The sequence below is a fragment of the Agrobacterium sp. LY4 genome, assembly GCF_001526585.1.
Lineage (GTDB): Bacteria > Pseudomonadota > Alphaproteobacteria > Rhizobiales > Rhizobiaceae > Agrobacterium > Agrobacterium leguminum.
Genome location: NZ_ASYA01000052.1, coordinates 39,047 through 65,304 on the forward strand (window position 1 = coordinate 39,047; position 26,258 = coordinate 65,304).

At 61.5% G+C, this 26,258-nt stretch carries 21 protein-coding genes; 3 read left to right on the forward strand and 18 right to left on the reverse strand.

Going from position 1 to position 26,258, the window contains the following annotated elements:
• Positions 1-16: 16 nt before the first annotated feature.
• From L904_RS23660 to L904_RS23685, 6 genes are read right to left on the reverse strand one after another with little or no spacing between them, the layout of a single operon-like run.
• Positions 17-1,612 (reverse strand): ABC transporter substrate-binding protein, encoded by a 1,596-nt coding sequence (locus L904_RS23660; protein ID WP_020813271.1) that lies wholly within the window; start codon positions 1,610-1,612, stop codon positions 17-19.
• Positions 1,613-1,655: 43 nt separating this feature from the next.
• Entirely contained in the window at positions 1,656-2,789 is a 1,134-nt protein-coding gene (locus L904_RS23665; protein ID WP_020813270.1) for a DUF917 domain-containing protein, read from the reverse strand.
• Complete coding sequence (locus L904_RS23670; RefSeq protein WP_035264254.1) at positions 2,782-4,338, reverse strand: hydantoinase/oxoprolinase N-terminal domain-containing protein; 1,557 nt, start codon at positions 4,336-4,338, stop codon at positions 2,782-2,784. The genes L904_RS23665 and L904_RS23670 overlap by 8 nt, the downstream gene beginning before the upstream one ends.
• A gap of 17 nt (positions 4,339-4,355) precedes the next feature.
• Positions 4,356-6,002 carry an ABC transporter ATP-binding protein gene (locus L904_RS23675; RefSeq protein ID WP_020813269.1) on the reverse strand — a complete coding sequence of 549 codons (1,647 nt, stop codon included), beginning with the start codon at positions 6,000-6,002 and terminating at the stop codon, positions 4,356-4,358.
• 4 nt (positions 6,003-6,006) lie between these two features.
• On the reverse strand, positions 6,007-6,888 hold the full coding sequence (locus tag L904_RS23680; protein ID WP_020813268.1) for an ABC transporter permease: 882 nt from the start codon (positions 6,886-6,888) through the stop codon (positions 6,007-6,009).
• Entirely contained in the window at positions 6,888-7,916 is a 1,029-nt protein-coding gene (locus L904_RS23685) for an ABC transporter permease (RefSeq protein ID WP_020813267.1), read from the reverse strand. The genes L904_RS23680 and L904_RS23685 overlap by 1 nt, the downstream gene beginning before the upstream one ends.
• Positions 7,917-8,052: 136 nt before the next feature.
• Between L904_RS23685 and L904_RS23690 the strand changes: the two genes are divergently transcribed.
• Positions 8,053-10,404, forward strand: a complete 2,352-nt coding sequence (locus tag L904_RS23690; RefSeq protein ID WP_031234525.1) for a helix-turn-helix transcriptional regulator — start codon at positions 8,053-8,055, stop codon at positions 10,402-10,404.
• 3 nt (positions 10,405-10,407) lie between these two features.
• Here L904_RS23690 and L904_RS23695 read toward each other — a convergent pair whose 3' ends face one another.
• The 10 genes from L904_RS23695 to L904_RS23740 are packed head-to-tail and all read right to left on the reverse strand — an operon-like array spanning position 10,408 to position 21,311.
• The gene (locus L904_RS23695; protein WP_020813265.1) at positions 10,408-11,118 is read right to left on the reverse strand and encodes a ribonuclease activity regulator RraA; all 711 of its coding nucleotides are present in this window, start codon (positions 11,116-11,118) and stop codon (positions 10,408-10,410) included.
• A gap of 34 nt (positions 11,119-11,152) precedes the next feature.
• On the reverse strand, positions 11,153-11,950 hold the full coding sequence (locus L904_RS23700; RefSeq protein ID WP_020813264.1) for an NAD(P)-dependent oxidoreductase: 798 nt from the start codon (positions 11,948-11,950) through the stop codon (positions 11,153-11,155).
• Positions 11,951-11,960: 10 nt separating this feature from the next.
• Positions 11,961-13,685 carry an L-arabinonate dehydratase gene (gene araD / locus L904_RS23705; protein WP_020813263.1) on the reverse strand — a complete coding sequence of 575 codons (1,725 nt, stop codon included), beginning with the start codon at positions 13,683-13,685 and terminating at the stop codon, positions 11,961-11,963.
• 37 nt (positions 13,686-13,722) lie between these two features.
• Positions 13,723-14,802 (reverse strand): ABC transporter ATP-binding protein, encoded by a 1,080-nt coding sequence (locus tag L904_RS23710; RefSeq protein ID WP_020813262.1) that lies wholly within the window; start codon positions 14,800-14,802, stop codon positions 13,723-13,725.
• Between the two features lie 22 nt (positions 14,803-14,824).
• A complete protein-coding gene (locus tag L904_RS23715) occupies positions 14,825-15,868 on the reverse strand; it encodes a carbohydrate ABC transporter permease (protein ID WP_020813261.1) in 1,044 nt (347 codons plus the stop codon).
• Entirely contained in the window at positions 15,861-16,829 is a 969-nt protein-coding gene (locus L904_RS23720) for a carbohydrate ABC transporter permease (protein WP_020011947.1), read from the reverse strand. Before L904_RS23720 ends, L904_RS23715 begins: the two co-directional genes overlap by 8 nt.
• Positions 16,830-16,886: 57 nt before the next feature.
• The gene (locus L904_RS23725) at positions 16,887-18,158 is read right to left on the reverse strand and encodes an ABC transporter substrate-binding protein (RefSeq protein ID WP_020813260.1); all 1,272 of its coding nucleotides are present in this window, start codon (positions 18,156-18,158) and stop codon (positions 16,887-16,889) included.
• 21 nt (positions 18,159-18,179) lie between these two features.
• Positions 18,180-19,253: a Gfo/Idh/MocA family protein gene (locus L904_RS23730; RefSeq protein WP_020813259.1), complete on the reverse strand. Its 1,074-nt coding sequence runs from the start codon at positions 19,251-19,253 to the stop codon at positions 18,180-18,182.
• Entirely contained in the window at positions 19,250-20,266 is a 1,017-nt protein-coding gene (locus tag L904_RS23735; protein WP_020813258.1) for a Gfo/Idh/MocA family protein, read from the reverse strand. The genes L904_RS23730 and L904_RS23735 overlap by 4 nt, the downstream gene beginning before the upstream one ends.
• Complete coding sequence (locus L904_RS23740) at positions 20,259-21,311, reverse strand: Gfo/Idh/MocA family protein (RefSeq protein WP_031234524.1); 1,053 nt, start codon at positions 21,309-21,311, stop codon at positions 20,259-20,261. Before L904_RS23740 ends, L904_RS23735 begins: the two co-directional genes overlap by 8 nt.
• A 102-nt stretch (positions 21,312-21,413) precedes the next feature.
• Here L904_RS23740 and L904_RS23745 point away from each other — a divergent pair, with 102 nt between their 5' ends.
• Both L904_RS23745 and L904_RS23750 read left to right on the forward strand, forming a co-directional pair.
• Positions 21,414-22,127 (forward strand): GntR family transcriptional regulator, encoded by a 714-nt coding sequence (locus L904_RS23745; RefSeq protein WP_020813256.1) that lies wholly within the window; start codon positions 21,414-21,416, stop codon positions 22,125-22,127.
• A gap of 33 nt (positions 22,128-22,160) precedes the next feature.
• On the forward strand, positions 22,161-23,081 hold the full coding sequence (locus L904_RS23750) for an SMP-30/gluconolactonase/LRE family protein (RefSeq protein WP_020813255.1): 921 nt from the start codon (positions 22,161-22,163) through the stop codon (positions 23,079-23,081).
• 24 nt (positions 23,082-23,105) lie between these two features.
• Here the strand turns inward: L904_RS23750 and L904_RS23755 are convergent, their stop codons facing one another.
• Complete coding sequence (locus L904_RS23755; RefSeq protein ID WP_020813254.1) at positions 23,106-24,419, reverse strand: HlyD family type I secretion periplasmic adaptor subunit; 1,314 nt, start codon at positions 24,417-24,419, stop codon at positions 23,106-23,108.
• On the reverse strand, positions 24,406-26,253 hold the full coding sequence (locus L904_RS23760) for a type I secretion system permease/ATPase (protein WP_020813253.1): 1,848 nt from the start codon (positions 26,251-26,253) through the stop codon (positions 24,406-24,408). Before L904_RS23760 ends, L904_RS23755 begins: the two co-directional genes overlap by 14 nt.
• Positions 26,254-26,258 lie beyond the last annotated feature (5 nt).

A 26,258-nucleotide genomic window follows, 5' to 3' on the forward strand; every position in this document is an offset into this window, starting at 1 on the left:
TTTCATGAGGCGGAGATCACTCCGCCTTGCAGTCCCAATGGAAATTGGAGAAGTTCAGGTCCCAGCTCTGCATGGGAATGAACTCGTAACCCTGAAGGCACTTGTTCGCCGCATAACGGCGGTTCGGCGCAACGGCCCAGACATCCGGCTGAAGATCGGCGATCTTCGCCTGCAGTTCCTTGTAGGTGGCGTTCTGCTCGTTCACATCCGTGGTGGCGCGAACCTTGTCGATCAGCCCGTCGATTTCCGCATTCTGCAACCATTCCATCGACATCCAGGTGCCGGAGGCCTTGGAGTGATACTGGTTGTAGAACATCGAATCCGGCGACGGATAGGTCGGCGAAATATTCACCTGCGTCGATGCGGGCGTCGTTTCCGGCTTGGAGGAAAGCTCGACGATACGGTTCCACGGCTCGGGCTTGATATCGAGCGTGATGCCGATCTGCTCGAGGCTGGATTGCAATAGCAGCGCCACTTCCGCCTCGAAGGCCAGCGAAGCGACATAGCTGTTGACCAGCGTGATCTTCTGGCCGGCATATTTCGACTTCGCCAGCTCTTCCTTGGCTTTTTCCAGATCGTAGACGCCTGGCTGGATATCGCCGTTATGCGCATCCTTGAACGCGTCGGAGAGCGGTCCCTTCATGTCGAAACCGGGATAGATCACTTCCTGGATCGTCTTGTAATCCGTCGCATAGGCAATGGCGCGGCGCACATGAACGTCGTCGGTCGGATAGGCCTTGGTGTTAAGCTTGATGACGAAACCGCCGGCGGTGCGGGTCTGGATCAGCTTGTAACCCTTCATCCGGCCGATGGATTCATAGGTGTCGTTGCCAAGCCCGTGCGAGGAAAGCCCGAGTTCGCCCTTTTCCGCCAGCGCCTTGACGGTGGCGTCGTCGCTGGTCTGCACGAAGCGCACTTCATCGATCGGCTTGCCCTTGGTCCAGCCAAGGAAATAATCGGCATTGCGGGCGATGACCATATCGGCGGAACGGTTGTAGCTGACCAGCTTGTAGGGTCCGGAACCGGCGGAATGTTCGCCGACATAGGCCTCGCCCCATTTGTCTTCGGGCTTGGCATTGGCCTCGATCAACGTCTTGTTCATCGCCATCATCAGCGGCGTCGCCGCCATAAAGGGCGAAAACTGGCGCTCGATCTTCATGACCAGCGTGGCGTCGTCAGGCGCGGTGACGTTTTCGGGCTTCAGCACGCCGACGATGAGGTTCGATGGCCCCTTGTTGATGCCGACCAGGCGCTGGATCGACCAGGCAAGATCGGCAGCCTTTACCGCCGTGCCATCCTGAAACTTCGCATCGTTGCGCAGGTGGAAGGTGTAGGTCAGGCCGTCTTCAGAAATCTCCCAGGATTTCGCCAGATGCGGCACGATTTCGCCCTTGGCGTTCACCGTGGTCAGACCGTCATACATGTTCACGATGGCCATATAGCCGGTGTAATCAGTCACCTTCGCCGGGTCGAGCGAGCTGAATATCTGCATGGTGTTGACCGCGACTGACACCTTGTCTTCCGCAAGGGCTGCGGAAGAAACAAGCGGCAACGCAAACGCCGTGCCGAGCGCCAGCGCGGCGAGACGGGAAGAAAGTACAGGCATTTTCATTATCGTTCTCCTCTTTATTGCGGGGCATTGGCCCCGCTTATGGTTAGGCAGCCTTGCTGACCGGGACGGGCAGCGGTGAGAAAGGAATGTCCGGATAACCGAAGGCCGCCGGCCCGACGACCTCAAGCGCGCGGGCGCTGCGCAGCAGGTCGTGGCAGGGGATGGCGATGACGGCCACGCGCTGGCCGTAACGCAGGACTTCGGTGGTGATCGGATAACCGGTGTCGACATCGAGCAGGACGATCAGGTCGGGCACCGTCACTTCCACTTTGCCGTCACGGGAAAACAGCAGGAATTCGTTCTGGATGGCGACGCCCGCCGTCTGGCCCGCGCAATCGTCGAAGCCGGAGAGCGTGAGATCGCCGACCGCGAAACCGCCGCGCAGGTGGCGCTTCAGATCGGTGATCTTGCCGTTGAAGATGCGCTTTCCGCCTTCCAGCGCGCAGACTGCGGCAATCGGGTCTTCCTGCTGCTTGCGGGCGCGGATCACTGCCTCACCGATGGCAATCGCCTTGGTGTAGGTTTTGGGAATGCCATACTGGTGCACGTAATGCGCCTGCATCGGCGCGGTCGCCAGCATCGCGCCGCCGCCCTGCGAAACGACGCAGGCGCGCGCCATGCGCTCGTGCCAGACTTCGGAAACGGCATGGCTGAAGATAACAGCATTGCCGTGCAGATCGCACATCACCGACGGCGTGGAACTATGACCATAAATGGAGAAGGTGGTCATCTGCATTTCCGGGAAAGCCCGGCCCATGCCGTCGCAATCGAGGATCGGCAGGCCGCCAAGCGCCGCAGTCACCAGCGGGTTCATGGAATTGGAACCGCCAATTTCCTCGCAGACAATGGCGTCTACGGGCGTGCGGATCAGCTCTTCCATCGCCCGCAGGCAACGCAGGCCTTCGCGGCCTTCGCGAATGCGCTCGACGCCGACGACAGGCGCGCCGATACCGCCGATCGACATGCAGAGCGCGTCCGACTCGATGGCATCAGTTGCGAGGATTTTCATCTCGTAACCGGCCTTCATGGCTTCCAGCGCCAGCAGCTTGCCGAGATAGGGATTGCCGCCGCCGCCCGTGCCGAGAATGCCGGCGCCGATTTCCAGCGCATCGAGATCTTCACGGGTCAGCGTCCGCAATGCCGCTTCGTCATATTTCAGCTTGCGTGTCTCAGCCATGATTGGCTCCCATTTCTCCAACAACTTTCACATGAATGCGGGTGGCATTGCCGGGCAGGTAGGCAAGCGGCATGTCCTCGCGCTCGATGACCTCCAGCGTTTCGGCAATCGCGCCGGCGGCAATCGCCTTTTCGCGTGCCTCCGCTTCCGCCTCGGCCAGTGCGCTCTCGCGCGTGCGTCCGTCGATCAGCGAGAAGACCCGGTCGGTCTCGCCGCTGATCTGCGCAATCGCCGCGCCGACGGCATTGGCCACCGCGAAATTCTCGGGCCGGATGACTTCGAGGTCACCGATCCGGTCCGGCATCAGGATGGAACCGCCGCCAACGGCAATCACCGGCACCGGCGACGACGAGATGCGGCTGCGCTCCACGCAGGCCTCGAGCATGTCGTTGATCTTGTCGACCGCCGCATCCACGAGCTTTTTGTCGAGGCTGGAAACCAGCGCCTTCTCGCCCACATCGGCCTTGCCGGAGGCAACCGCGATATCGGTCGCCGTCAGGGTCGAGCCACCGAAGCAGAGCGCCTCGCGGCGAACACGGTAACCGACGGATTTCGGCCCGACCGTCAGGCCATGGTCGCCATTGACCACCAGCGAACCACCACCGAGACCGATGGAGAAGACGTCAGGCATGCGGAAATTGGTGCGCACGCCGCCAATATCCACCGTGGTCGAGGCCTGACGCGGGAAGCCGTGCGAGAGCGAGCCGACATCGGAGGTGGTGCCGCCGACATCGACCACAACCGCATCCTTGAGGCCGGTGAGGAAGGCCGCACCACGCATGGAATTCGTCGGGCCGGAGGCGAAGGTGAGCACGGGGAAACCGCGCACCACATCCGCCGCCATCAGCGTGCCGTCGTTCTGGGTGATATAAAACGGGCAGGTGATGCCCGCAGCCTTCAACGCCTCGCCGAAAGCCGCGACGGTGCGGTCGGCAAGCGACAGCAGGCTGGCATTCATGATTGCAGCACTTTCACGCGCAAGCAGGCCATGGCGGCCAATATCCTTGGACATCACCACCGGCAGGCCGGGGCAGCGTTCCTGCAGGATTTCCTTCGCCCGTAGCTCCATCGCATCATTGATGCCACTGAAGACACAGGTGACGGCAGCGGCTTTCAAACCCTTGGCACGGATATCGGCGGCGATGCGGACAATCTCGTCCTCATCGAGCGGCGAAATTTCGCGGCCGTCGAATTCGTAACCGCCGCGCACCTGATAACCGTGGTTACCGACGATTTCCCGGAGATCATCCGGCCAGTCGACCATGGGCGGCAGGCCGGCGCCGGACGGCAGGCCGAGACGGATGGCGGCCACCTCGTCCATATGCCGACGCTCGATCACCGCATTGGTGAAATGCGTGGTGCCGATCATCACGGCGCCAATGCGCGCCCTGTCGATGCCCGACGCCTCGATGACCTTTTCAAGGGCTTCGATGACACCGGATGTCACATCCTCTGTCGTGGAGGCCTTCACCCCCGCCAGAACGGTTTTATCCTGCAACACAACGGCATCGGTATTCGTGCCGCCGACGTCAATTCCAACGCGATACACGTCAGGCTCCTCTTTCATCAATCGGTCGTTTTTACGAGGAAGCGCATGCGCTCTTCCTCGGTCACGGTGGGTTTGAGACGTTCTTCCTCGTCGGTGACGACGGGGATGGCCGCGATCAGGGCGCGGGTATAGGGATGGGTCGGCTCGGCGAAGACCGCCGACGTCACGCCCTCCTCGACAATCTCGCCGCGCAGCATGATGGCGATGCGCGAGCAGAAATTGCGCATCAGCGACAGGTCGTGCGAGATCATCAGATAGGTGAGGCCAAGCTCCTCGCGCAGCTGCAACAGAAGGTCGATCACCGTCTTCTGCACGGAGACATCAAGTGCCGCCGTCGGCTCGTCGAGGATGAGGATTTTCGGCTCCGCAGCCAGCGCGCGGGCAATCGCCACACGCTGCTTCTGGCCGCCGGAAAGCTCATGCGGATATTTGCCGAGATAGGATTGCGGCAGCCGCACCAGCCCCATCAGTTCCTGCATGCGGCTTTCACCCGCAGGCCCATCCATGCCGATGGATTTCAGCGGCAGTGCCAGCGTCTGTTTCACCGTGCGCTTCGGATTGAGCGAGGTGCCCGGATTTTGATAGACGATCTGCGTCAGCCTCTTGCCGCGCGCAGGCGCCGGGGCATCAATGACAAGATTGCCAGACGTGGGACGCGAAAGGCCCATGATCATGCGCGCAACCGAGGTCTTGCCGGAGCCGGATTCACCCGCCAGGCCGAAAACCTCGCCTTCCTTCAGGGTCAGGTTCACATCCCGCACGGCGTGATAACCGTTGCGCCTGCCGTAAATCTTGTTCAGCCCTTCAATCGTCACGATGGGCGAGCGCTTGCTTTGCGCCAGATCGGTGACGCGCGGGCCATAGAGCGGCGGCACGGCATCCAGCAGCGAACGCGTATAATCCTTGGCAGGACTATGCAGGATCTGTGTGCATGGACCGGTCTCGACGATATCGCCGTGATGCATGACCACGACCCTGTCCGCCACCTTGCGCACGACGCCGAGATTGTGGGTGATCATCAACAGCGCCATGTTTTCTTCGGCAACCAGCTGGTTGATGAGGTTGAGGATTTCATCCTGCGTCGTCACGTCGAGCGCCGTGCCGGGCTCATCGGCGATCAGGAGCTTCGGCTGGTGCAGCAGCGCAAGCCCGATCAGCACACGCTGGCGCATGCCGCCCGAAAGTTCGGACGGATAGGCGTTCATCACCCGCTCGGTATCGGCAAGCTGCACGCGGCGTAAAACGGCTGCGATGCGGTTGCGGCGCTCCGCCTTGGACGAATTGACGCCGTCGCGTTTGTCGGCAAAACGCATGACATCATCGAGATGCGTGCCGACTTTGAAGACCGGATTAAAGGAGGAAAGCGGGTCCTGCATGATCAGCGAAAACGCGGTGCCCTTCAGCGCCTCACGCTCCCTGCGCGACATGGACAGCACATCCCGGCCATCGATGACGATCGCACCTGATGTGATCGCGGCATTCTTCGGCAAAGTGCCAATGATCGCCTTGGCGGTGACGGATTTGCCCGATCCGGTTTCGCCGATCAGCGCCACGCGTTCGCCGGCGGCAACCGTGAAGGCAACATCGCGCAGAACCTGCCGCGTGCGGCCGTAATTGGTGAAGGTGACGTTGAGGTTTTCGACCTTGAGAAGCGGTTCAGTCATGGCCTTAGCTTTCCACGTCGAACATGTCGCGCAGGCCGTCGCCCAGCAGGTTGAAACCCAGCGTCACGTAAAGCACGGCCGCACCGGGGCAGAGCACTTCCCACCAGAAATCCGGCATGAACTGGCGTCCGTCGGCAACCATCGATCCAAGGTCGGGGGTCGGCGGCTTGACGCCGAAACCAAGGAAGCTCAGCGTCGCACCGAACAGGATGACGAAGGCGGCATCCAGCGTGGTCTTGACCGATATGACCGAGACGCAATTGGGCAGGATTTCGCGAAAGAGGATGTGCAGCGGACCGGCACCGGCAAGACGCGCCGCCTCGATATAATCTTCCGAAGCGATGGACTTCGACACCGAATAGATCAACCGCGCATGCCAGGTCCACCACAGCAGCGTGATCGCGATCATGGCGTTCATCAGCGTCGGTTCCAGGAGGTTGGAGACCGCGAGCGCCATGACGAGCGGCGGCATGGCCAGCATCACATTCGTCAGGCCGCTGATGAGCTTTTCAGTCCAGCCGCCGAAATAACCGGCGATGAGGCCAAGCACGGTTCCGACCGGCACCGAAATGCCGAGCACGCCGATGACGAGAAGCAGCGAGACCCGCAGCCCGAAAATGGTACGGGAAAAGATATCGCGCCCGGCCTTGTCGGTGCCGAACCAGTGTTCCAGATCCGGCGGCATATGGCGGGCGCGGAAATCGACAACTGCGCCGATATGTTTCGGATAGGGCGTGAGCCATGGCGCAAAGACCGCCAGCACCAGCACCGACAGGAGGATCAGCGAGCCGATGACCGCCGCCGGATTGCGGCTGAAGCGATACCACATCATATAACCGGCGCTTAGGCCGCGATCGGTGGGTTCGAGCATTTTCATATCAGCCATCAGCGCGCCTCCTTGCGGCGCAGGCGCGGGTCGATGATCGAGATCAGGACATCCACGATCAGGTTCGCAACGATGAAGAACAGGCCGGCCACCAGCACCACGGCGGTCACGGCATTGAGGTCTTTCTGCAGGATGGCGTTCAGCCCGTAGGAAGCGAAACCGCCCCAGGCGAAGACCATCTCAATCACGAAAGCATTGCCGATCAACGACGCGAATTCGAGGCCCATGATCGTCAGCGGTGCAATGGAAGAGAGCTTCAGCAGGTAACGGAAGATGATGACCCGCTCCGGCACGCCGAAGCTCTGCAGGGTCAGCACATGGTCCTTGCGCTGGTTCTCGATCATCGAGGAGCGGGTGATGCGGGTGATCTGGCCGATGCCGGCCATGGAAAGCGCAAATGCCGGCAGTGCAAGGTGTTTCAGCGCATCCAGCACCACATCGAACCGTCCGGCCAGCGTGCCGTCGATCAGGATGAAACCCGTGGGGCCGCCCTGCCAGCCGAGCGAGTGGTCAAGCCTGCCGATGATCGGCCAGCCGGAGAGAAACCGGGCGGCCAGCAATTGCAGTGTGATAGCGAAAAGAAAGCTCGGGATCGTGACACCGGTAAGCGACAGGATGCGGCCGATATGGTCAAGCGGCCGGTCGCGGTAATGCGCCGTGATGACGCCGAGCGGGATGGCGACGGCAAACATGAAAATGACCGAGACCAGCACCAGTTCCACGGTGGCCGGAACGGTCTGCGCCAGATCGGTGGTGACCGGGCGTTGCGACACCAGCGAGAAACCAAGATCGACATGCAGGGCATTGCCGATATAGTCGAGATATTGGACGGCGAGCGGCTTATCGAGGCCCATCTCGCCGCGCAGCGCATCCACCTGCTCCTGCGTTGCCGCAGGACCGAGCGCCATGCGGGCGGGATCGCCCGGCACCACGCGGGCCAGCACGAAAATCATGATGGACAGGGCGATCATGACCAGCACGAAGGTGCCGAGCCTGTTCAAAATCGCGACCAGCGGATGTTGCTGCATCGGTGGGACGTTCCTTGTGCATCGGTTGCGTGAGCACAAGTTTTCACCACATGTCCATTTGAACAATCTGGAAAAGGTATAGTTCTTTGAAAGATGAGTATAGGTTTTTAGGCTTAAATCCCCTATGCCTTTGCGAATGACGCTCCTGCCCCGCTCCCGCCTCTGCCGCCGCATCGCCAGCGAAACCGCCGGCGTTGTCTTTCTGCGGGCGCCTGCGGGTGCGGGAAAAAGCGTACTGCTGGAAATGCTCGCAAAAGAGCTCGGAACCGAGGTGTGCCGCACGCACCAGCCGCGAAGCGACGAGATCGAAAACGGCTGTCTCCTTTGGGACGTGCCGGTTTTCGCGCGGGCGGCGCGCATGCCCGCCGCGCTTCTGGAGGCGGTGCGCTTGGTGGTCATCGCCTGCCGGCCAGATCAGCGGATCAGCGGACTGGCCCGGCAAATCCTGCATCGCGGCTCGCTTACCATCGGGCCGAATGAACTGCTTCTTGGTGAGGACGAGGTGGGAGGCCTGCCACCTGAGCAGAGACGTCTCGCCCTCCACGACTATGCCGGTTGGCCGGCTTTTCTGTCACTGGCCCGTTTTCCGAATGAAATGCTGTGTGCCGACTATCTGCGGGAAAACTACCTGCCGCATCTTTCTCCCGCCCAGACGGTTGAACTTTCGTTCTGGCTGGAAAATCCCTCTGCGGAGCCAGAGGCGGACTGGACCGAACTGCTGCCGCCTTTCCTGACGGGAAACCCCGAAAACCACCCCACTCTGATACGGCTTCTGAGCGTGGCTGCTCGGGAACGTCTCGCCACCCTGCAGGCAGGCAGCGCCGTGGTGGAGGTCGCATCGGCTTTCGAAAAGGAAGGACGGGCGCTTGCGGCCATGGCGATGCTGCTCGACCGTGGTTATGAGACCCATGCCGCGCAAATCCTGGAACGCGCCCATGGCCGTGAACTCATCTACAGGAGCAGCGTCGACAGGTTTCGCGAGATCATCATGCGGTTTTCGCAGGATATGATCGCAACGAATGAAACCGTGCTCTTCGCCGTTACCCGCGCGCTGCTAAAACAGGGTGAGTTGCAGCGCGTGCGCCATCTGCTCGGCAAAAGCCTCGGATCGGACTACCTCGATCCATTGAAAGTGCTTGCCCGAGGTTCACGTTTTTCCTTCGCCGCACGCACCTTTCGGCTGAACCTGATGATTGCCGAGGACCTGACGCCCAATGACGCGGTGATAACCCGTCTCGCCGAGTTCATGGCCGACTACCCCATGGACGACCACGGCAAATGGGCGGCCTATTACAATGCGTTGCTGGAATTCGAAATTCGCCGCCGCAATTTCCGCGAGGCGGAGGCCGCCGCCGCACGCGCTCTGATCTATCTACGCAAGATGGGTGGGCAGCCCCTGCTGGAATTTTTCATCCATCTGCACCAGATCGTGCTGCGGCTGATGAGCGGCGATGCGCTTCTGGCGCGCCACGCGGCGCAGGAGGCGCGTGCGCGGCTGGAACAGGTGCAGCATGATGCCGTGCAGGAGTTCCGGATGCTGCGGCTGGCGGAAGCCTGTCTTGCCTATGAGGCGGGAAAACCGCGCGATCTCCTGCATTTCGTGGAACATGAATTCGATCATTTCGCTGCGGCCGAGATATGGCCGAGCCTGATGCAGTTCGCTCTGCATTATGCCTCGCAGGTGCTGATCGATCATTTTCCAATGACCGTTCGCCCCGGTTTTCTCGACGGTCTGTGGATCCATCTGTCGGAAGGGCTGCAATTCCATGCTATGATGGAGATCAGGACGGCCATCGCCTATCAGAACGCCAACCGCTGGGCGGATGCGGCCGCAACGCTTTCGGCGATCCGCATGCCCATGGGCCGCAACTGGGTGGAGAGCGCGCATGAGGATCTTTCCCGGCTGACGCGCCGCGATGAAATCGCCTATGTCATGGCCTGGCTGCGCGATGCGGTGCATCTTTTTACGCCGCGTGCCTATCTATCCCGCCAGATCGACGCGATGATCGCCAATCCCAAGGTCACCAACCGCGAAAAGGTCGCGCTGAGAATCTGGCAGAGCTACGCCGCGCACCAGCGCCGCGACAACGCCGCCGCCCGCGCCCATATCCTCACCGCCCTTGAATCGGCGACCCGTCTTGGCTGTAGCGGCGTCCTGTCGGAGGAGCGCATCTTCCTCTCACCGCTCCTGAACAATCGCCGCATCCGCAGTTTCATCGAAACCTCGTCCGATGTCCGCACCGCGCTGTCGATTTTCGCCGCTTCGATCAACTCGCCGCAGGCACGCGCCCTGCATGGCGGGCTTTCGCAGCGGGAAGCGCAGATGCTGCAACTGCTCGCCAGCGGCATGTCCAACAAGAAGATCGCCCAGACGCTCAACATCTCGGAAGTGACGGTGAAGTTTCACCTCGGCAACCTTTTCCGCAAGCTGGATTGCAAACGCCGCGCGGAGGCGATCCGCGCGGCGAAAGCACTGGGCTGGCTGTAAGGTTCAGCGGTTGTTCTTCTTGCGCCATTCGGCAAAAGCCGTCTGGTGCTCTTCCTTCGTGCAGGGGTAAAGCCCGATGATCGTCTGGCCGGCCTTGACCTGCTCCACCACGAAATCCTCATAAGCCGTCATTTCCACCGCCTCGGTCGCCACGTCGTCGGCAATGCCCGCGGGGATAACGATAACGCAATCGGCGTCACCGACGATGATATCGCCCGGAAACACGGGCGCATCGCCGCAGCCAATCGGACCGTTGATTTCGATTGCCTCGTGTTTGGTGAGGTTGGTGGGGCTGGAAGGCCGGGTGTGGTAAGCTGGAATATCCAGCTCGGCGATAGTGGCCGCATCACGGAAACCGCCATCGGAAACGATGCCGGCACCGCCGCGAACCATCAGGCGGGTCACCAGAATATCGCCGGCCGAGGCGGCGGTCGCATCCTTGCGGCTATCCATGACAAGCACATGGCCCGGCGGGCATGTTTCGATGGCGACGCGCTGCGGATGGGCGGGATTGCGGAATTCAACAAGCTGGTTGCGGTCTTCACGGGCCGGCATGTAGCGCAGGGTAAAGGCCGGGCCGACCATATTCTTGCCCTTGTAGCCCAGCGGGCGCACGCCCTGAATGACCTGGTTGCGCAGACCCCGCTTGTAAAGCGCCGTCGCCAGGGTAGCGACGGAAATCGTCAGCAGTTTTTCGCGCGTTTCATTATTCATATCTGTCTCCTCGCAATGGGCGGATGGGTGTGTTTCAAGTCCTGTGAATGGGCTCGTCTGTGAAGACGCCGCCCTGATATTTCGCTATCGCGGCCTCCGGGTCGGGGCGCGGTACGTCGCGTTCGATTTCCGCCCGGTAATGTGCAGCATTGTCGCGCCGCTGCCAGCCGAGAAAATCGACATGGGAATTGTCCCACCAGCTGTCGTCATTGGCCGAAACGCCCCAGATGACCGGGCAACCGAGTTTCCGCACCCGGAAGGTGGCCTCGATCAGCGAAACGAAGTCGCCGTAGCTGAGCCAGGTCGATAGCATCCGCCAGTTGGAGGGCTTTTCTTCGCAGGATCCGATACGGACGATGGCCGTTTCCTGGCCGAATTTGGAGTGGTAGAGGCTTGCCATGGCCTCACCGAAAATCTTCGAGACGCCGTAAAGGCCGTCCGGCAGGAAAGGCGTTTCCGGCTCGAGCTGCTGTCCCTGCGGATAATAACCGATCGTGTGGTTGCTGGAGGCGAAGAGAATGCGCGGCAGGCCGTTTTGTCTCGCCGCCTCGTAAAGATTGTAGACGCCGCGAAGATTGGCGGCCTCGATGGGATCAAAAGCCTTTTCCACCGAAATACCGCCGAGATGGACGATGCCGTCACAGCCCTTCACCAGTTCATGAACCGCCGCCTCGTCTTCGAGCCGGCAGCGAAAAAGCTCCTCATGGGGGGCTGCCTCCCCGAGATCGACGACATCGGAAAGGCGGATGGTCTCGGCGACATGGCCGAGCCGTCCGCGCAGCATGCTGCCCAGCTTGCCGCCGGCACCGGTGATGAGCAATCGCTTCAACATAATGGCGTCCTCAGAAAATATCGGGCTCGCCCGCGGTGCGGCCGAAATCCGTCTGCAGGAAGTCGAAATCGCAGCCTTGATCGGCCTGGGTGACATGCTTGGAGAAGAGATAACCATAACCGCGTTCATAACGCGGCGCGGGCGCCTGCCAGGCGGCGCGGCGGCTGGCGATTTCCTCTTCGCTGACCAGCATGTCGAGGCGGCGCTGCGGCAGATCGAGGCGGACGATATCGCCGGTTTTCAGGAGCGCCAGCGGACCGCCGACAAAGCTTTCCGGCGCGACATGCAGCACGCAGGCGCCATAGGAGGTGCCGGACATGCGGGCATCGGAAATACGCACCATGTCGCGATGGCCCCTCTTGATCAGCGCCTTGGGGATGGGCAGCATGCCCCATTCCGGAAAACCGGGACCGCCGAGCGGACCGGCATTGCGCAGCACCAGAACATGATCCGGCGTAACATCGAGGTTTTCGTCGTCAATCGCCTTCTTCATCGCCGGATAGCTGTCGAAGACCAGCGCCGGGCCTTCGTGAACATGGTATTTCGGATCGCAGGCGGCGGGCTTGATGACGGCGCCATCAGGGCAAAGATTGCCGCGCAGCACCGCAAGCGAGCCTTCCGCATAGACAGGGTTATCGAGCGAGCGGATGACGTCGTCATTATAGACCTTCGCACCCTCGAGGTTCTCGCCCATGCTGCGGCCGGTCACGGTGAGCGCCGAACAGTCGAGACGGCTTTCGAGCTGCTTCATCAGCGCCCGCAGGCCGCCGGCGTAATAGAAGTCCTCCATCAGATAGTCTTTGCCGGAGGGGCGGACATTGGCGATGAGCGGCGTGATCCGGCCAAGCTCGTCCAGTTCATCGAGCGTCATCGGCACGCCGGCGCGGCGGGCCATGGCGATCAAATGCACGACGGCATTGGTGGAGCAACCGGTCGCCATGGCGACGATGGCGGCGTTGCGAAAGGCGGTCGCGGTCAGGATACGGTCCGGCGTCAGCTCCTCGGTCACCATTTCCACGATACGCCGGCCGCAACCTGCCGACATGCGCTGGTGTTCGGCATCCACCGCCGGAATGGAGGAAGCTCCCGGCAGGGTGAGGCCAAGGGCATCGGTGATGGCGGTCATGGTCGAGGCGGTGCCCATGGTCATGCACACACCGGCAGAGCGGGCGATGCCGCCCTGCACGCCGCGCCATTCCTCGTCGGTGACGTTACCGGCACGGCGCTCGTCCCAATATTTCCAGGCATCCGAACCCGAACCCAGCACCTTTCCGGCATAGTTGCCACGCAGCATCGGGCCTGCCGGCAGATAGATCATCGGCACGCCAGCCGAGATCGCGCCCATGACGAGGCCGGGCGTCGTCTTGTCGCAACCGCCCATCAGCACCACACCGTCGAGCGGATGCGAGCGGATCATTTCCTCCGTCTCCATCGCCAGCATGTTGCGGTAGAGCATCGATGTCGGCTTGGTGAAGCTCTCATCGACCGAAAGCGACGGCATCTCGACGGGGAAGCCGCCAGCCTGCAGCACGCCGCGTTTCACATCCTGCACGCGCTCGGGGAAATGCGAGTGACAGGTATTCAGCTCCGACCAGGTGTTCAGGATACCGATGACGGGTTTGCCGACAAAATCCTCCTCCGCATAACCGAGCTGCATCATGCGTGAGCGGTGGCCGAAGCTGCGCAGGTCGTCGGGAGCAAACCAGCGGTCGGAACGGAGTTTTTTATCGGTCATGTCAGTGGTCCTGCGTTGCGGGTTGCGCCAAAGGCTGTCAGTCCTGCCGGAGCGTCAGCCCGCTCGTCGTGTCGAAAAGATGGATATGTTCCAGCGGCGCCGACAGGCGGATGACTTCGCCCGCCGAGGTCGAGGTCTGACCTGAAAGGTGCAGCGTCACCGGAGTGCCGTCGCCGAGATTACCATAGAGATAGGATTCCCCGCCCAACTGTTCCGCGGTGCGCACCGACATGGTCAGCGCGCCGCCCTCACCCGGCTGCACATGGTTCGGGCGGACGCCGAGCGTCACCTTCTGGCCGGGCTTATAGGAAAAGCCGGTCTGCGGTAGCGGGATCAATTCGCCGGTGGCGATCTTCAGGGACGGCGCTGCATCCGAGGTCACTTCGCCGGCAAAGAAATTCATCTTCGGCGAACCGATGAAGCCTGCCACGAAGAGATTGGCCGGGCGGTTATAAAGATCGAGCGGCACACCGAATTGCTCCAGCTTGCCGGCGCGCAGAACGGCGATCTTGTCGGCCATGGTCATGGCTTCCACCTGATCGTGCGTCACATAGATCATGGTATTGCCGAGACGCCGGTGAAGACTGGAAATCTCACCGCGCATGTCGACGCGCAGTTCCGCATCGAGGTTGGAAAGCGGCTCGTCGAAGAGGAACACACGCGGCTCGCGCACCACGGCGCGGCCGATGGCGACGCGCTGGCGCTGGCCGCCCGACAGGTCCTTGGGACGACGCTCCAGAAGCTGGTCGATCTGCAGCATCTTGGAAACCTGGGAGATCTTTTCGGCGATATCCTTTTTGGAGGTGCCGATGTTCTCAAGCCCGAAGGACAGGTTTTCGCGCACCGTCATATGCGGATAAAGGGCATAGGACTGGAACACCATGGCAAGGCCGCGATCTGCGGCCGGAACCGTGTTGACCACATCACCGCCGATGACGATATCGCCGCCGCTCAACTCCTCGAGACCGGAGATCATGCGCAGCAGGGTCGACTTGCCGCAGCCGGAAGGGCCGACGAAAACACAGAATTCGCCGTGTTTGATATCGAGATCGACACCCTTGATCACATCGAGGGCACCATATGTCTTTTTGACCTGACGAAGCTCTATACTTGCCATTGTCGTGTTTCCTCCCTGAGGATTATTTGCCGCCCGTCGATGCAATGCCGGTGGCGATGTATTTTTGCAGGAACATGAAGACCAGCGCGATCGGGGCGAGCGTCAGCACCGTCATAGCCAGAAGATTGCTCCATTCCGTCGTCATCTCCCCCTGGAAGGAGTTGAGCGCCAGTTGCAGGGTGAAGTTGTCGTTGCGGGTCAGCACGATCAGCGGCCAGAGGAAGTCGTTCCAGCGCCACATGATCGCAAGGATCGCAAGAACGGCAAGCGCCGGGGCCGAAAGTGGCAGGATGATGCGCCAGTAGATCTTCCACTCGCTCGCCTTGTCCATGCGGGCGGCATCGAGGATTTCATCCGGGATCGTCAGCATATATTGCCGCAGCAGGAAGACACCTGTGGGTGTCGCGGCTCCCGGAATGATGACGCCCCAGAGACTGTTGATCATGCCCAGCTGGCTGGTGATGAGAAACAGCGGCACCAGCACGACGGTCTGCGGGATCATCAGCGTGCCGACAACCAGCGCCAGCACCACGCCCCTGCCCTTGAACTGGTATTTCGAGAGCGCGAAGGCCGCCATGGAATTGACGATCAGCATGATGATGGTGGACGTCACCGTGATGAAGGTCGAGTTCCAGAAATAGAGCGGGAAATTGAAGCGCTGGAAAAGCTCGGTGTAGTTTTCCGTCGCCAGCGCCACTTTTTCAGCCGGCTTCAGCTCGTTGAACGGCATCTTCAGGACTTCGGCTGGCTTGGCCGGGTCGACCACCTGGGCAACGAGACCGATGCGGCGCACCATGCCGAACTTGCGGCCATCCTTGTCGACATATGCCGGCAGCGGCGCTGCCTGCCCATCCACCACCACGGTTTCCTGCGTATAGGGCAGGAGGCGCGGCGGGAAACGCTGGAGATCGGCTTCCGTCTTGAACGAGGAAAGCACGAGCCAGACGACGGGACCGAACATCATCAGCACGGCCACGCCGAGATAGGCGTAGGACAGCCAGTCGGTCCAGTGCAGCTTGCCGTTGCGGCCGCGGGTACGGGTCAGAAATGCGCCAATCCTAGCCATCGACCTTGCTCCTGTTTGCCCGGAATTGCAGGGCGGTCAGCACCACCAGCACCACCGCGAGCAGCAGCGAAGCAGCAGCCGCAAGGCCGAAATTGCGGGGCGTCCCGGCAAAGCCGGTCTGATAGATGAACTGAATGATGAAGGTGGTCGCCGAACCGGGACCGCCACCCGTGAAGGCAAAGACTTCATCGAAGGTCTGCACGCCCTTGATGAGCGACAGGACGAGGACGACGAGCATGGTGGGTGCCAGCAGCGGCAGCGTGATGCGCCGGAAGATGCGCCAAGGGCTCGCCTTGTCGAGCTGCGCCGCCTCATAGACATCGCGCGGGATCGCCTGGAGCCCGGCCAGAAGAATGAGCGTGTAGAAACCCATATGCGCCCAGACCGACAGGAAGACCGACCAGCCGAAGGCAAGATTGGCTTCGAGCAACCAGTCGACCGAACCGAGTCCCAAGCCTTCCATCGCCGCGTTGAGAACGCCGAAACGCTGGAGAATCCACTTCCATATCAAGGCCACAACCACGGGCGACAGCAGCACGGGGAAGAAGAAGACGGCACGGAAGAACCCGCGCGCCCGGATATCGCGGTTGAGCACGATGGCCGTGATCAGCGAAAAGCCGACCATGAAACCCACCTGCAGCACGACAAAGAAAACCGTGTTCCAGACGGAGCGCCAGAACAGGTCGCGCTGACAGGAATTGGGGTCGAGGTAATTCTGACAGGAAAGAAGGACCGAAAAGTTTTCGCCGCCCACGGCAGGGCGTTCGGAAAGCAATATGTGTTCGCTGCCGGTCACGGAATAGGCCATGTTCAGCACGATCGGCAGAAAGGCGAAGACCGCAAACAGGATCAGGTTGGGTGTAAGAAACACCCAGGCGATCCGCCGGTGGCCTAAAACCTTCTGCAGGAAGGCGAAGGGCAGTTCGACGATGCCCATGACGGGCGCAAGAAATTTATACATGAGGGTCCTCCTTCGATCCGGCGCGGCGCGGCATACGCCGCACCGGAAGGCGATGGATCACTTCGCCTGTTTCAACGCTTCCTCGAGGTCCGTCTTCGCGCGAGCCATCGCCTCATCGACGGTGCTTTCACCGACGATGGCCTGCGTGATGCGCTGGACGGAGATGTTGAACATGGCGCGATTGTTCTTGTAACCCTGATAGGTATAGGCAATCGGGCTGAGGCCGGGGATCTGGTCCAGCCAGGCATTCATGGCCTTCTGCGTCGCAGGCGTCGCACCCGTATAGGTCACGCCCTTGTCAGCCACGGCCTTGTGGGCCGGAACGTTGCGGGTGCGCACGGTGAAGTCGAGATAATTCTCGTCCTGAGCGAGGAAGTTCAGGATGTCGGCAACGATCTTCGGGTTCTTGGTCTGCTTGAAGCCGACAACGCCGGTACCGCCCGGCATGCCGGTGCAGGCAGCGCCACCGCAGGGCTGCGGCACGACTTCCCAGTCGAAAGCATCACCGACCTGGCTGTCGAAACGCGCGGTCTGCCAGCTGCCCGAGTAATAATAGACGAGCTGGCCGTTGATGAATTCCTGCGCGGCATCGCGATAGGTATTGCCGCCCTGCCCGGCCCAGACGTCGCGCGCCATGGTGCCGTCCTTGTTCCACTCCACGAATTTCTTCACGAAGGTCGTGAAACCTTCATCGACCAGAATGGGCTTACCATCAGCATCGAAAATCTTTGCGCCGTAGGAAATGGCCGGACCGGCAATGCGGTGGCCGGAACGGTCGATGGCCATCGGGTAAGGCGTGCCGGTTGCCTTGGCGACAGCACTTGCAGCCTTTGCCCAGTCGTCCAGCGTCGCATCCTTGCCGGGTACGGCGACATTGGCCTGATCGAACAAAGTGCGGTTGATGAAGGCGCCGGTGATGGTGAGCTGGGTATGCATGCCGTAGATGCCCTTGTCGTCAGGGCCGCTGCGGTACCATTTCAGCACGTTGGAGAAATTGTCTTCCCAATATTTCGCGTCCACATAGGGCGTGAGATCGAGATAATAGCGGTTGAGCCCGCCAAGATCGGTCACGGTTGCGAAATCCGGGCCACTGCCGCCGGCGAGCTGCACGGGCAGGCCTTCCAGCAGCGCCTTGTAGGGCACGACGTCGGTGACGATCTTCACGTCCGGATGCTGCTTTTCGTAACGCGCGAGAATGTCTTTCAGAATTTCGCAGCCGTTGCCGTCATAAGCGCAGGTGAAGCGCACTTCCTCAGCCGCATGGGCGGCGCCTGCAAAGGACGCCGCGCCGATGGCGAGCGCCAATGCCATGCTGTATTTACCGATCATCTCTTTTCCTCCCTTAGATGATTATGCGTTGGCGGATGCGCGCGGAGCCCAGCCCTTGATCCACTCGCCTTCTGCGGCGTCGGACAGGCGGACCGGCTTTCCTTCCCGCACCGAGCGGTAGATGGCGGTGACGAGTTCGATGGACTGCAAGCCATCGTTCACAGTCACTTCCTTGCCGCCGCGTCCTTCCATCGCGTCGGCAATGGCTTCGACAAAACCGGCAAAGCCGTTTTCGCCATCGGCCACCGTTGCCAGAACGGCGTCGATCTGGTCCTGCGTGGTCGGCGCACGGGCGATGAAACGCCATGTGTCTTCGGCCGGGCGATAGGGCAGCGTGCCGCTCTCCGCGGTAAAGCCTTCGAAGCAGAAACGCAGGCGGGACGTATCTTCGGCGGCACCGAGCGTCACCGAGCTCGTCGCCAGCGCACCGCTTTTCATGCGGAAGCTGAGCGCCGCGCAGTCTTCGGTTTCGATCGTGTTGACGCGTGTATCGGCCATGGCGAACACTTCGTCGACCGGGCCGAGAACGTGGCAGAGAAGATCATGGGCGTGGATGGCGTGGCCGAGGATCGCGCCGCCGCATTCGCCCTTCCACGTACCGCGCCAGGGAATGTCGTAATAGCTGGCGCCACGGTTCCAGTGAACTTCCGAGCTTGCGACGAAGGCCTTGCCCGCAAGGCCGGCATCGATGAGCGCACGAAGCTGCCGCATCGCATGTCCGAAACGGTACTGGAAGACTGGAAACACGCCACGGCCGGTCTTTTTGACGGAGTCGATGAGCGCATTTGCTTCTTCAAGCGAACGGACCAGCGGCTTTTCGCAGACCACATCCTTGCCCGCCGCATGCGCCTTCAGCGTCACGGGGAAATGCAGGTGCGGCGGCAGGCAGACGTCGATGAGCTGGATGCTCTCATCGGCCAGAATCTCATCGAGATCGGTCGTCAGGCGGATGGACGTATCCTCGCCCGCCACGGAGCGCGCGCGCTCCAGATCGAGGTCGCAGATAGCCTTGACGGAGAAGCGCTCCGGCAACGCCTGATAACCCTTCAGATGCAGGGCGCCGATGCCGGCACCAACGATTGCAACGCCGATCATGCCTTTGCTCCCTCGGCCTTGGCCTGCGCCTGCAGCGACAGATCGCATACCTTGAACACATGCTCCTGCGTCATCGCCGTTTCCGTGCGGTTGCGGATGTCGTCGCACAGGCGGCCGAAATAGGGCAGACCAGCACCGGAGGCATCGATATATTCGCAGCGGTCGCCATTCACGAGAATGAGACGGTCGGTGCCTTCCTTGTTGCCGACGTCGACATATTTACGCAGCTCGATGTAACCCTCGGTGCCGAGGATCGTGAGGCGGCCGTCACCCCAGGTCGGCAGCGCATCCGGCGTATACCAGTCGACGCGGATATAGCCGTGGCCCTTGTCACCGCGCAGCACCACTTCACCGAAATCCTGCAAGCCCGGATCGCGCGGGTTGGCATAGTTGGCAACGGTGGCGGCCACAATCTCCACTTCGGTCGAGCCGGTGAAGAACATAAACTGGTCGATCTGGTGGCTGGCGATATCGGTGATGATGCCGCCGTAAGCTTCACGTTCGAAGAACCACTTCGGGCGGATCTGGCGGTTCAGGCGATGCGGGCCGAGGCCGACGGTCTGAATGACGCGGCCGATGGCGCCCTGCGCGACGAGTTCAGCGGCCTTGGTCACGCTCGGAACTTCAAAACGCTCGGAGAAATCGACGGTCCAGATACGCTTGGTCTTTGCCACGGTCTGGCGAAGGCGGTCGAGCTGTTCGAAAGTGGTGCAGCCGGGCTTGTCGGACATGACGTCCTTGCCTGCTTCCATGGCGGCGATCGCCAGATCGGCGCGCTTGGAAGGAATATCGGCGATCACCACGAGATCGACGGTGCCATCGGCAAGCAGAGCCTCTTTCGATGCCGCGCGCGGCACGGTCGGGAAGCGCTTGACGAAGCCTTCCACCACGTCGGGTTCGCCTTCGGTCCACCAGCCGACGAATTCCGCGCCGGCGTCCAGCAGGTTCTGGGCCATGCCGAAAATGTGCCGGTGCTCAATCCCGAGAGCGACGAACTTGATTGCTTTAGTCATCCTGCAGTTCCACTTCCTTGCCGGTGTCGGCCGAGTTGATGATCGCGTCGATCAATCTGTGAGACAAAAGAGCCGCTTCACCGGTGACGACCGGGGCGCGCCCTGAGGAGATGGCGTCTGCGAAATCTTCGAAGACGCCCTGATGCCATTCATGCGTGAAAGCCATGGGGTCTGCGCCGCCGCCCGTGCCGGATGCCGCGCCGCCAAAGGTCTCCTGCCGGCCATCGCGCCAGTCGACATGCAGGAGGCCCGAGGCGAGCCGCAGGCTGGCATTGTCGAAATGCAGGACAATCGATTCCGGAGCGCCGGGAAAACTTGCCGTACTTGCCACCAGCGAGCCGACGGCGCCATTCTTGAAACGAAGGCCGGCCGCGACATAATCCTCGGTTTCCATGCGATGAAACCGCGTCGTCGCCGCCATGGCCTGAACGCGCGAGACCGGCCCGGCGAGGCTGAGCGCCAGATCGATGGTGTGAATTGCCTGGGAGATCAGAACACCGCCGCCGTCGCGTGCGAGTGTGCCGCGGCCGGGTTCATCATAATAGGATTGCCCGCGCCACCACGGCACGGAAATTTCGCAGAGACCCAGCGCCCCAAGCGTCCCGCCGTCCACGAGCTCCCGGGCTTTTTGTGATGCAGCCCGCATACGGTGCTGGAAGATGATGCCGAGCGTGACGCCGGCGTCACGACAGAGGGCGACAAGGCCGCCGGCCTCCTGCGTGTTACGGGCGACGGGCTTTTCCATCAGAATGTGTTTGCCCGCCTTTGCGAGCTGTCCGACGATATCGATGCGGGCATTCGGCGGCGTTGCGACGATGGCGAAATCGACATCCGCATCGCGTGCGGCTTCCTCGACGGAGGAATAAACGACGACCTCATATCCGACGTGTTTCGACGCTTCGGCGGCCAGCGCCCTGGCGCGGCCGGAGCCGCCATCGACTAGACCCTTCAGGCGAATTTTTTCCGGACTTGCCGCACAGGCGAGCACATGCGTCTTCGCCACCATTCCGGCGCCAACGATGACGCAGGTCTTGATATTTTGCATTTCGGGAGCCTCCTTCCCATGCGCAATCATTTGCATACCGGTATGCCGGTTGTCAACAGACTTGTGTTCCGGTATACCGGTTATGAAAACGCTGGAGGGTATATGCCGAAAATTCCCGTAACAGGTGGCACCGTGCCGACAATGGAACGGCTGGACCTTAATCGTCCGGTCGTGGACCAGATCTATTCCGCGCTGAAATCGGCGATCCTTTCCCGGGAGCTTTTTCCCGGCCAGGCGGTTTCGGAAAACGAAATCGGCCAGTTGTTCAATTCCAGTCGAACGCCGGTGCGCGAAGCGCTGAGCCGCCTGCGGGATGACGGCCTGATCGTCACCCTGCCAAGCCGTGGCACCTATGTCTCCAGATTATCGGAAAAGCACATTCGTAGCGCGCAGTTCATCCGCGAGGCGCTGGAGGTCGCTGCGGTTTGCAGGCTGTGCCAGATCGGCATAACGGCGGAGGCCGAGCAGGAGATCGAACACGCCCTCACCGGCCAGCGCGCAGCCATGCACCGCGGAGACAGAAAGGCTTTCCGTGTGCATGACGACCAGTTCCACAGCGCGCTTGCCGCCGCGACGGGGCTTGAGAGGCTGGAGACGCTGTTGATCCGCGAGAAGGCGGGACTGGACCGCCTGCGCGCCCTCGCCATCACCGACGAGGCGCATATGGCGCGGCTGCTCTCCGAACATGAAGCGGTTTACGATGCGATCAAGGCCGGGGACGAAGCCCGCGCGACCGATAGTTTGCGCAAGCACTTGAGACGCGTTCTCGGCATTCTTTCGCAGGTTTTCGAGAACCACCAGGACTATTTCGAATAATTCCGCGCCATCATCTTCAACGGTTCGAGCATCATGAATACGGCAACTCCCGAAAAAGCGCTTGCCATGTCTCAGGCGAAACTTCTGTGCGACACGATGAGCACACTTGCGGAATCCCCTGTCTGGGACGAGCGGCGACAGGTGCTTTTCTGGTGCGATATACTCGGCAGGACGGTGCGGTCCGCAGCGCTCGAGCCCGGCTTCTATCGCGAATGGGCGTTTCCCCATACGGTATCGAGTCTCGGCCTCTGTCGGAACGGCGACCTCATCGTCGCCTGCGGCATGGATATCGTCATCCTCGATCCGGAGAGCGGCGAAACACGCCTTCTCCACTCCCTCCCGTCACCGGACGGCATTCCTTGCCGGCTGAACGACGGACGGGTCGGCCCCGACGGCGCCTTCTGGGTGGGAACCATGCACAATGTGCCACTCACGGACATGGAGCCCCATGGTGAACTTTGGCGGATCACCGAAAAAAGCGCCGAGCGCATGCAGACTGGCCTCACATGCCCGAACGGCCTCGCCTTTTCCCCGGACGGCTCCATCATGTGGCAGAGCGATTCCGTCCAGAAATGGATACGCAGGCGAAAATTCGACAGCAGGACCGGCACATTCGATGAGGGCGTGCTGGTGGCCCGGATGACGGAAGAGACGGGAAGACCCGATGGCGGCTGTCTCGACAGCAGCGGCACCTATTACAGCGCTGGCGTTTCCGCCGGCCTGTTGAACGTTTTCACACCTGATGGCAAGCATGCGGATGTGATTGCGACTCCTGTGCCGCACCCCACCATGCCGTGCTTCGGAGGACCTGATTTCAGCATCCTTTTCCTGACGTCACACCGACACAACATGTCCGAAGACCGGCTGGCGAAAGCACCGTTTTCGGGCGGCGTCTGGGCGATCCCGACACAGACGAAAGGCTTTGCCGCCTTCCGTTTTGGCGAAGGTGGATAGAGCCCGGAAACCGGACCCAGATTCCTACTCCTCACGGAAGGCGCGGCTGATCTGGTCGGTCAGCGGCTTGGCGATATAGGACAGCGCCGTCCTTTCGCTGGTCTGAATGAACGCCTCGGCCGGCATGCCCGGCACCAGCGGCGCATTGTTCAGCTTCTGCCGCTCGGAGACCGGCACGGAAATCCGCGCCAGATAATAGGAAAGACCGCTGCGCTGGTCGGTGGTGATATCCGCCGCGATGCGGCTGACATGGCCTTCCAGTTCCGGCGTGACACGCTGATTGAAAGCGGTCATGCGCAGCATGGCCTTTTGCCCCACCTGAAGCTGATCGATATCCTTCGGCACGATCTGCACCTCCAGCGCCAGCTCGTCTCCGTCAGGCACGATGAGCATGATCGGATCTGCAGGCGTCACCACGCCACCCACCGTATGCACGGCCATTTCATGCACCATGCCGGATTGCGGCGCGACGATATCGATGCGCTTAAGCTCGTCTTCGGCGGCAACCTTGCGCTCGACGAATTCGCCCATCTGCGCCTGTATCTCCCGCAGCTCCCGCCCGACCTCGGTGCGCAATTCCTGGTCGATCTGCAGGATTTGCAGCCTGGTCTCGGTGATGCGCCCTGCCGTCTGCGCCTGATAGGCGATTTTTTCGCCGCGCTCGCCGCCGAATGTCGCAGCCTGCGTCTGCAGGCTGTTCAGCCTCTGCACCGAAACGATACCCTGTTCGCGCAGGGATTTCTGCGAGGTGATTTCAGCCTCCAGCACGGCAAGGCCGTTATCATAGGCGACTTCCTGCGCCTTCAGCCCTTCGATCTCATGTTCGAACTGGGTGATGCGCTCGGAAAGCTGTGCTTTGCGGCCTTCGCGATAGGATTTGCGGAATTCGAACAGCTTGGTCTCGCTGCGCATGGCGGAGGCGACATCGGCATCGTCTTTTCGCGCCATCAGCGCCTGCGGAAAAATGAGTTCCGGCAGATCGTCGCGCTCGGCCTCCAGCCTTGCCATGCGCGCATTCAGCTCATCCAGACGCTTGGTCACGATGGCTAGATTGGCGCGGGTCTGGGTCGCGTCGAGGCGCATGACCACATCGCCAGCCTTCACCCTGTCGCCCTCATTCACCAGAATTTCGCCGACCACACCGCCGCTCGGGTGCTGCACCTTCTTGCTGTAGGAATCCACCACCAGATGGCCGGAGGCGACAACCGCGCCGGCAAGATTGGTCGTCGCAGCCCATCCGCCGACGCCGGCCAGCAGCGCCACACCCGCAGCGAGGCCGGCAACAAGATGTTTTCGGATGGAGCGGGACACATGGCTGCGCTGGTCAATGTTTGACATCCGCATCTCCTTCCTGGCTGTTCTCTTCACGGACGTCTTCCAGCACCAGCGCCTGCGACTGGGTATTGGCGACGACGCGCAGCGGCGAGATCGTCTGGGCGGATGCGGTAAATCCCTTGGCCGCCTGCGCCTGCGGAACGCGCAGTACCTTCGAAAGCACCTCGTCGCGTGGGCCGAAGGCCTTCATCCTCCCCTCTTCCATCATCAGAATGAAATCGACAGCACCGATGGCGCTCGGCCGGTGGGCAACGACGACGGCAATACCGCCCCGCGCCTTGACCGAGGAAATCGCCTTGACCACGGCAGCTTCGCCTTCCGCATCGAGATTGGCGTTGGGTTCATCCAGCACCACGATGAAGGGATCGCGGTATAGCGCGCGGGCAAGGCCGATGCGCTGGCGCTGCCCAGCGGAAAGCGCCGAACCCGCCTCGCCGATATCGCTGTCATAACCCTTTTCGAAACGCAGGATCAGTTCATGCGCGCCCGCAGCCCTGGCCGCCGCGATGATGGCGTCAGGATCGGGATTATCCTCGAAACGGGAGATATTTTCACCGATCGTGCCGTCGAACAGCTCCACGCCCTGCGGCAGATAGCCGATATGGCGGCCCAGCGCCTCACGGTCCCACTGCTCGAAACTTGCACCGTCCAGCCGTACCTTGCCGGCCGCCGGCATCCACGCGCCGGTGAGAATGCGCGCGAGCGTGGATTTACCCGAGCCGGAGGGGCCAATGACGCCGAGCGCGTTTCCGGCGGTCACGATGAAGCCAAGCCCGGTGACGGTCGGCTTTCTTTCTCCCGGCGGAACGATGGTGACGTTTTCGACCCGCAGTTCCTTTTCAGGCTTCGGCAGGGCCATGGCGGCGGCATTGGCCGGCATCTGTGCAAAAAGCTCTCTCAGCCGCGCCCAGCTCTGCCGGGCGGCCACGAAGGACTTCCAGTTGGAAATGGCGAGATCGACGGGCGCCAGCGCCCTGCCCATCATGATCGAACTGGCGATCATCACACCGCCTGAGGCCTCCTGATTGATGACGAGCCAAGCGCCGACCGCCAGAATGGCCGATTGCAGCACGACCCGCAAAGACTTTGCGATGTTGCCGAGACCGCCGGCCACATCGCCCGCCTTGCGATTGGCGGCAAGATAGGCCTCGTTGGAGATTTGCCAGCGTTTGCCGAGCCGGCCGCCAAGCCCCATGGCCTGCACGACTTCGGCATTGCGGCGCGAGGCCTCCAGCTGCCGGTTGCGGGCCATGTTCTCGACCATGGTGTCGCGGATCGGCTTCTGCGAAAAGATATTGGTGAGGATCGTCAGGGAGACAAGCAATATAGCGCCGGCAAGCGCCGTCACGCCGATCCAGAAATGAAACAGAAAACATATGCCGAGATAAAGCGGCATCCACGGCAGATCGAAAAAGGCCGTCGGCCCCGTGCCGGAGAGAAAACCGCGCACATTGTCGAGATCGCGCAGCGGCTGGAGACCGTCGCCCGGCATGCGGTTGACGAGCGGCAGGCGCACCACCGCATCATGCACCCTGCCGGAATAACGCATGTCGAAATCTTCACCGATGCGGATCAGAACGCGAGCGCGGATGATATCGAGCAGGCACTGGAAGCCGTAAAGGCCAAGCGCGAGAATGGCGATCCCGACCAGCGTCGGCAGGCTGCCGCTTGCCAGAACCCGGTCATAAACCTGTAGCATGAAGAGCGGCGACGTGAGCGCGAGTATATTGACCACGCCGCTGACGAGCGCAACGCCGAGAAATGTGCTTTTAAGGGGCGAAACAACCGCCGCAGTGAGGGACTGCGGCGGCGTCTGCTGGTGGTTTTGAAAGCCCACAGCCT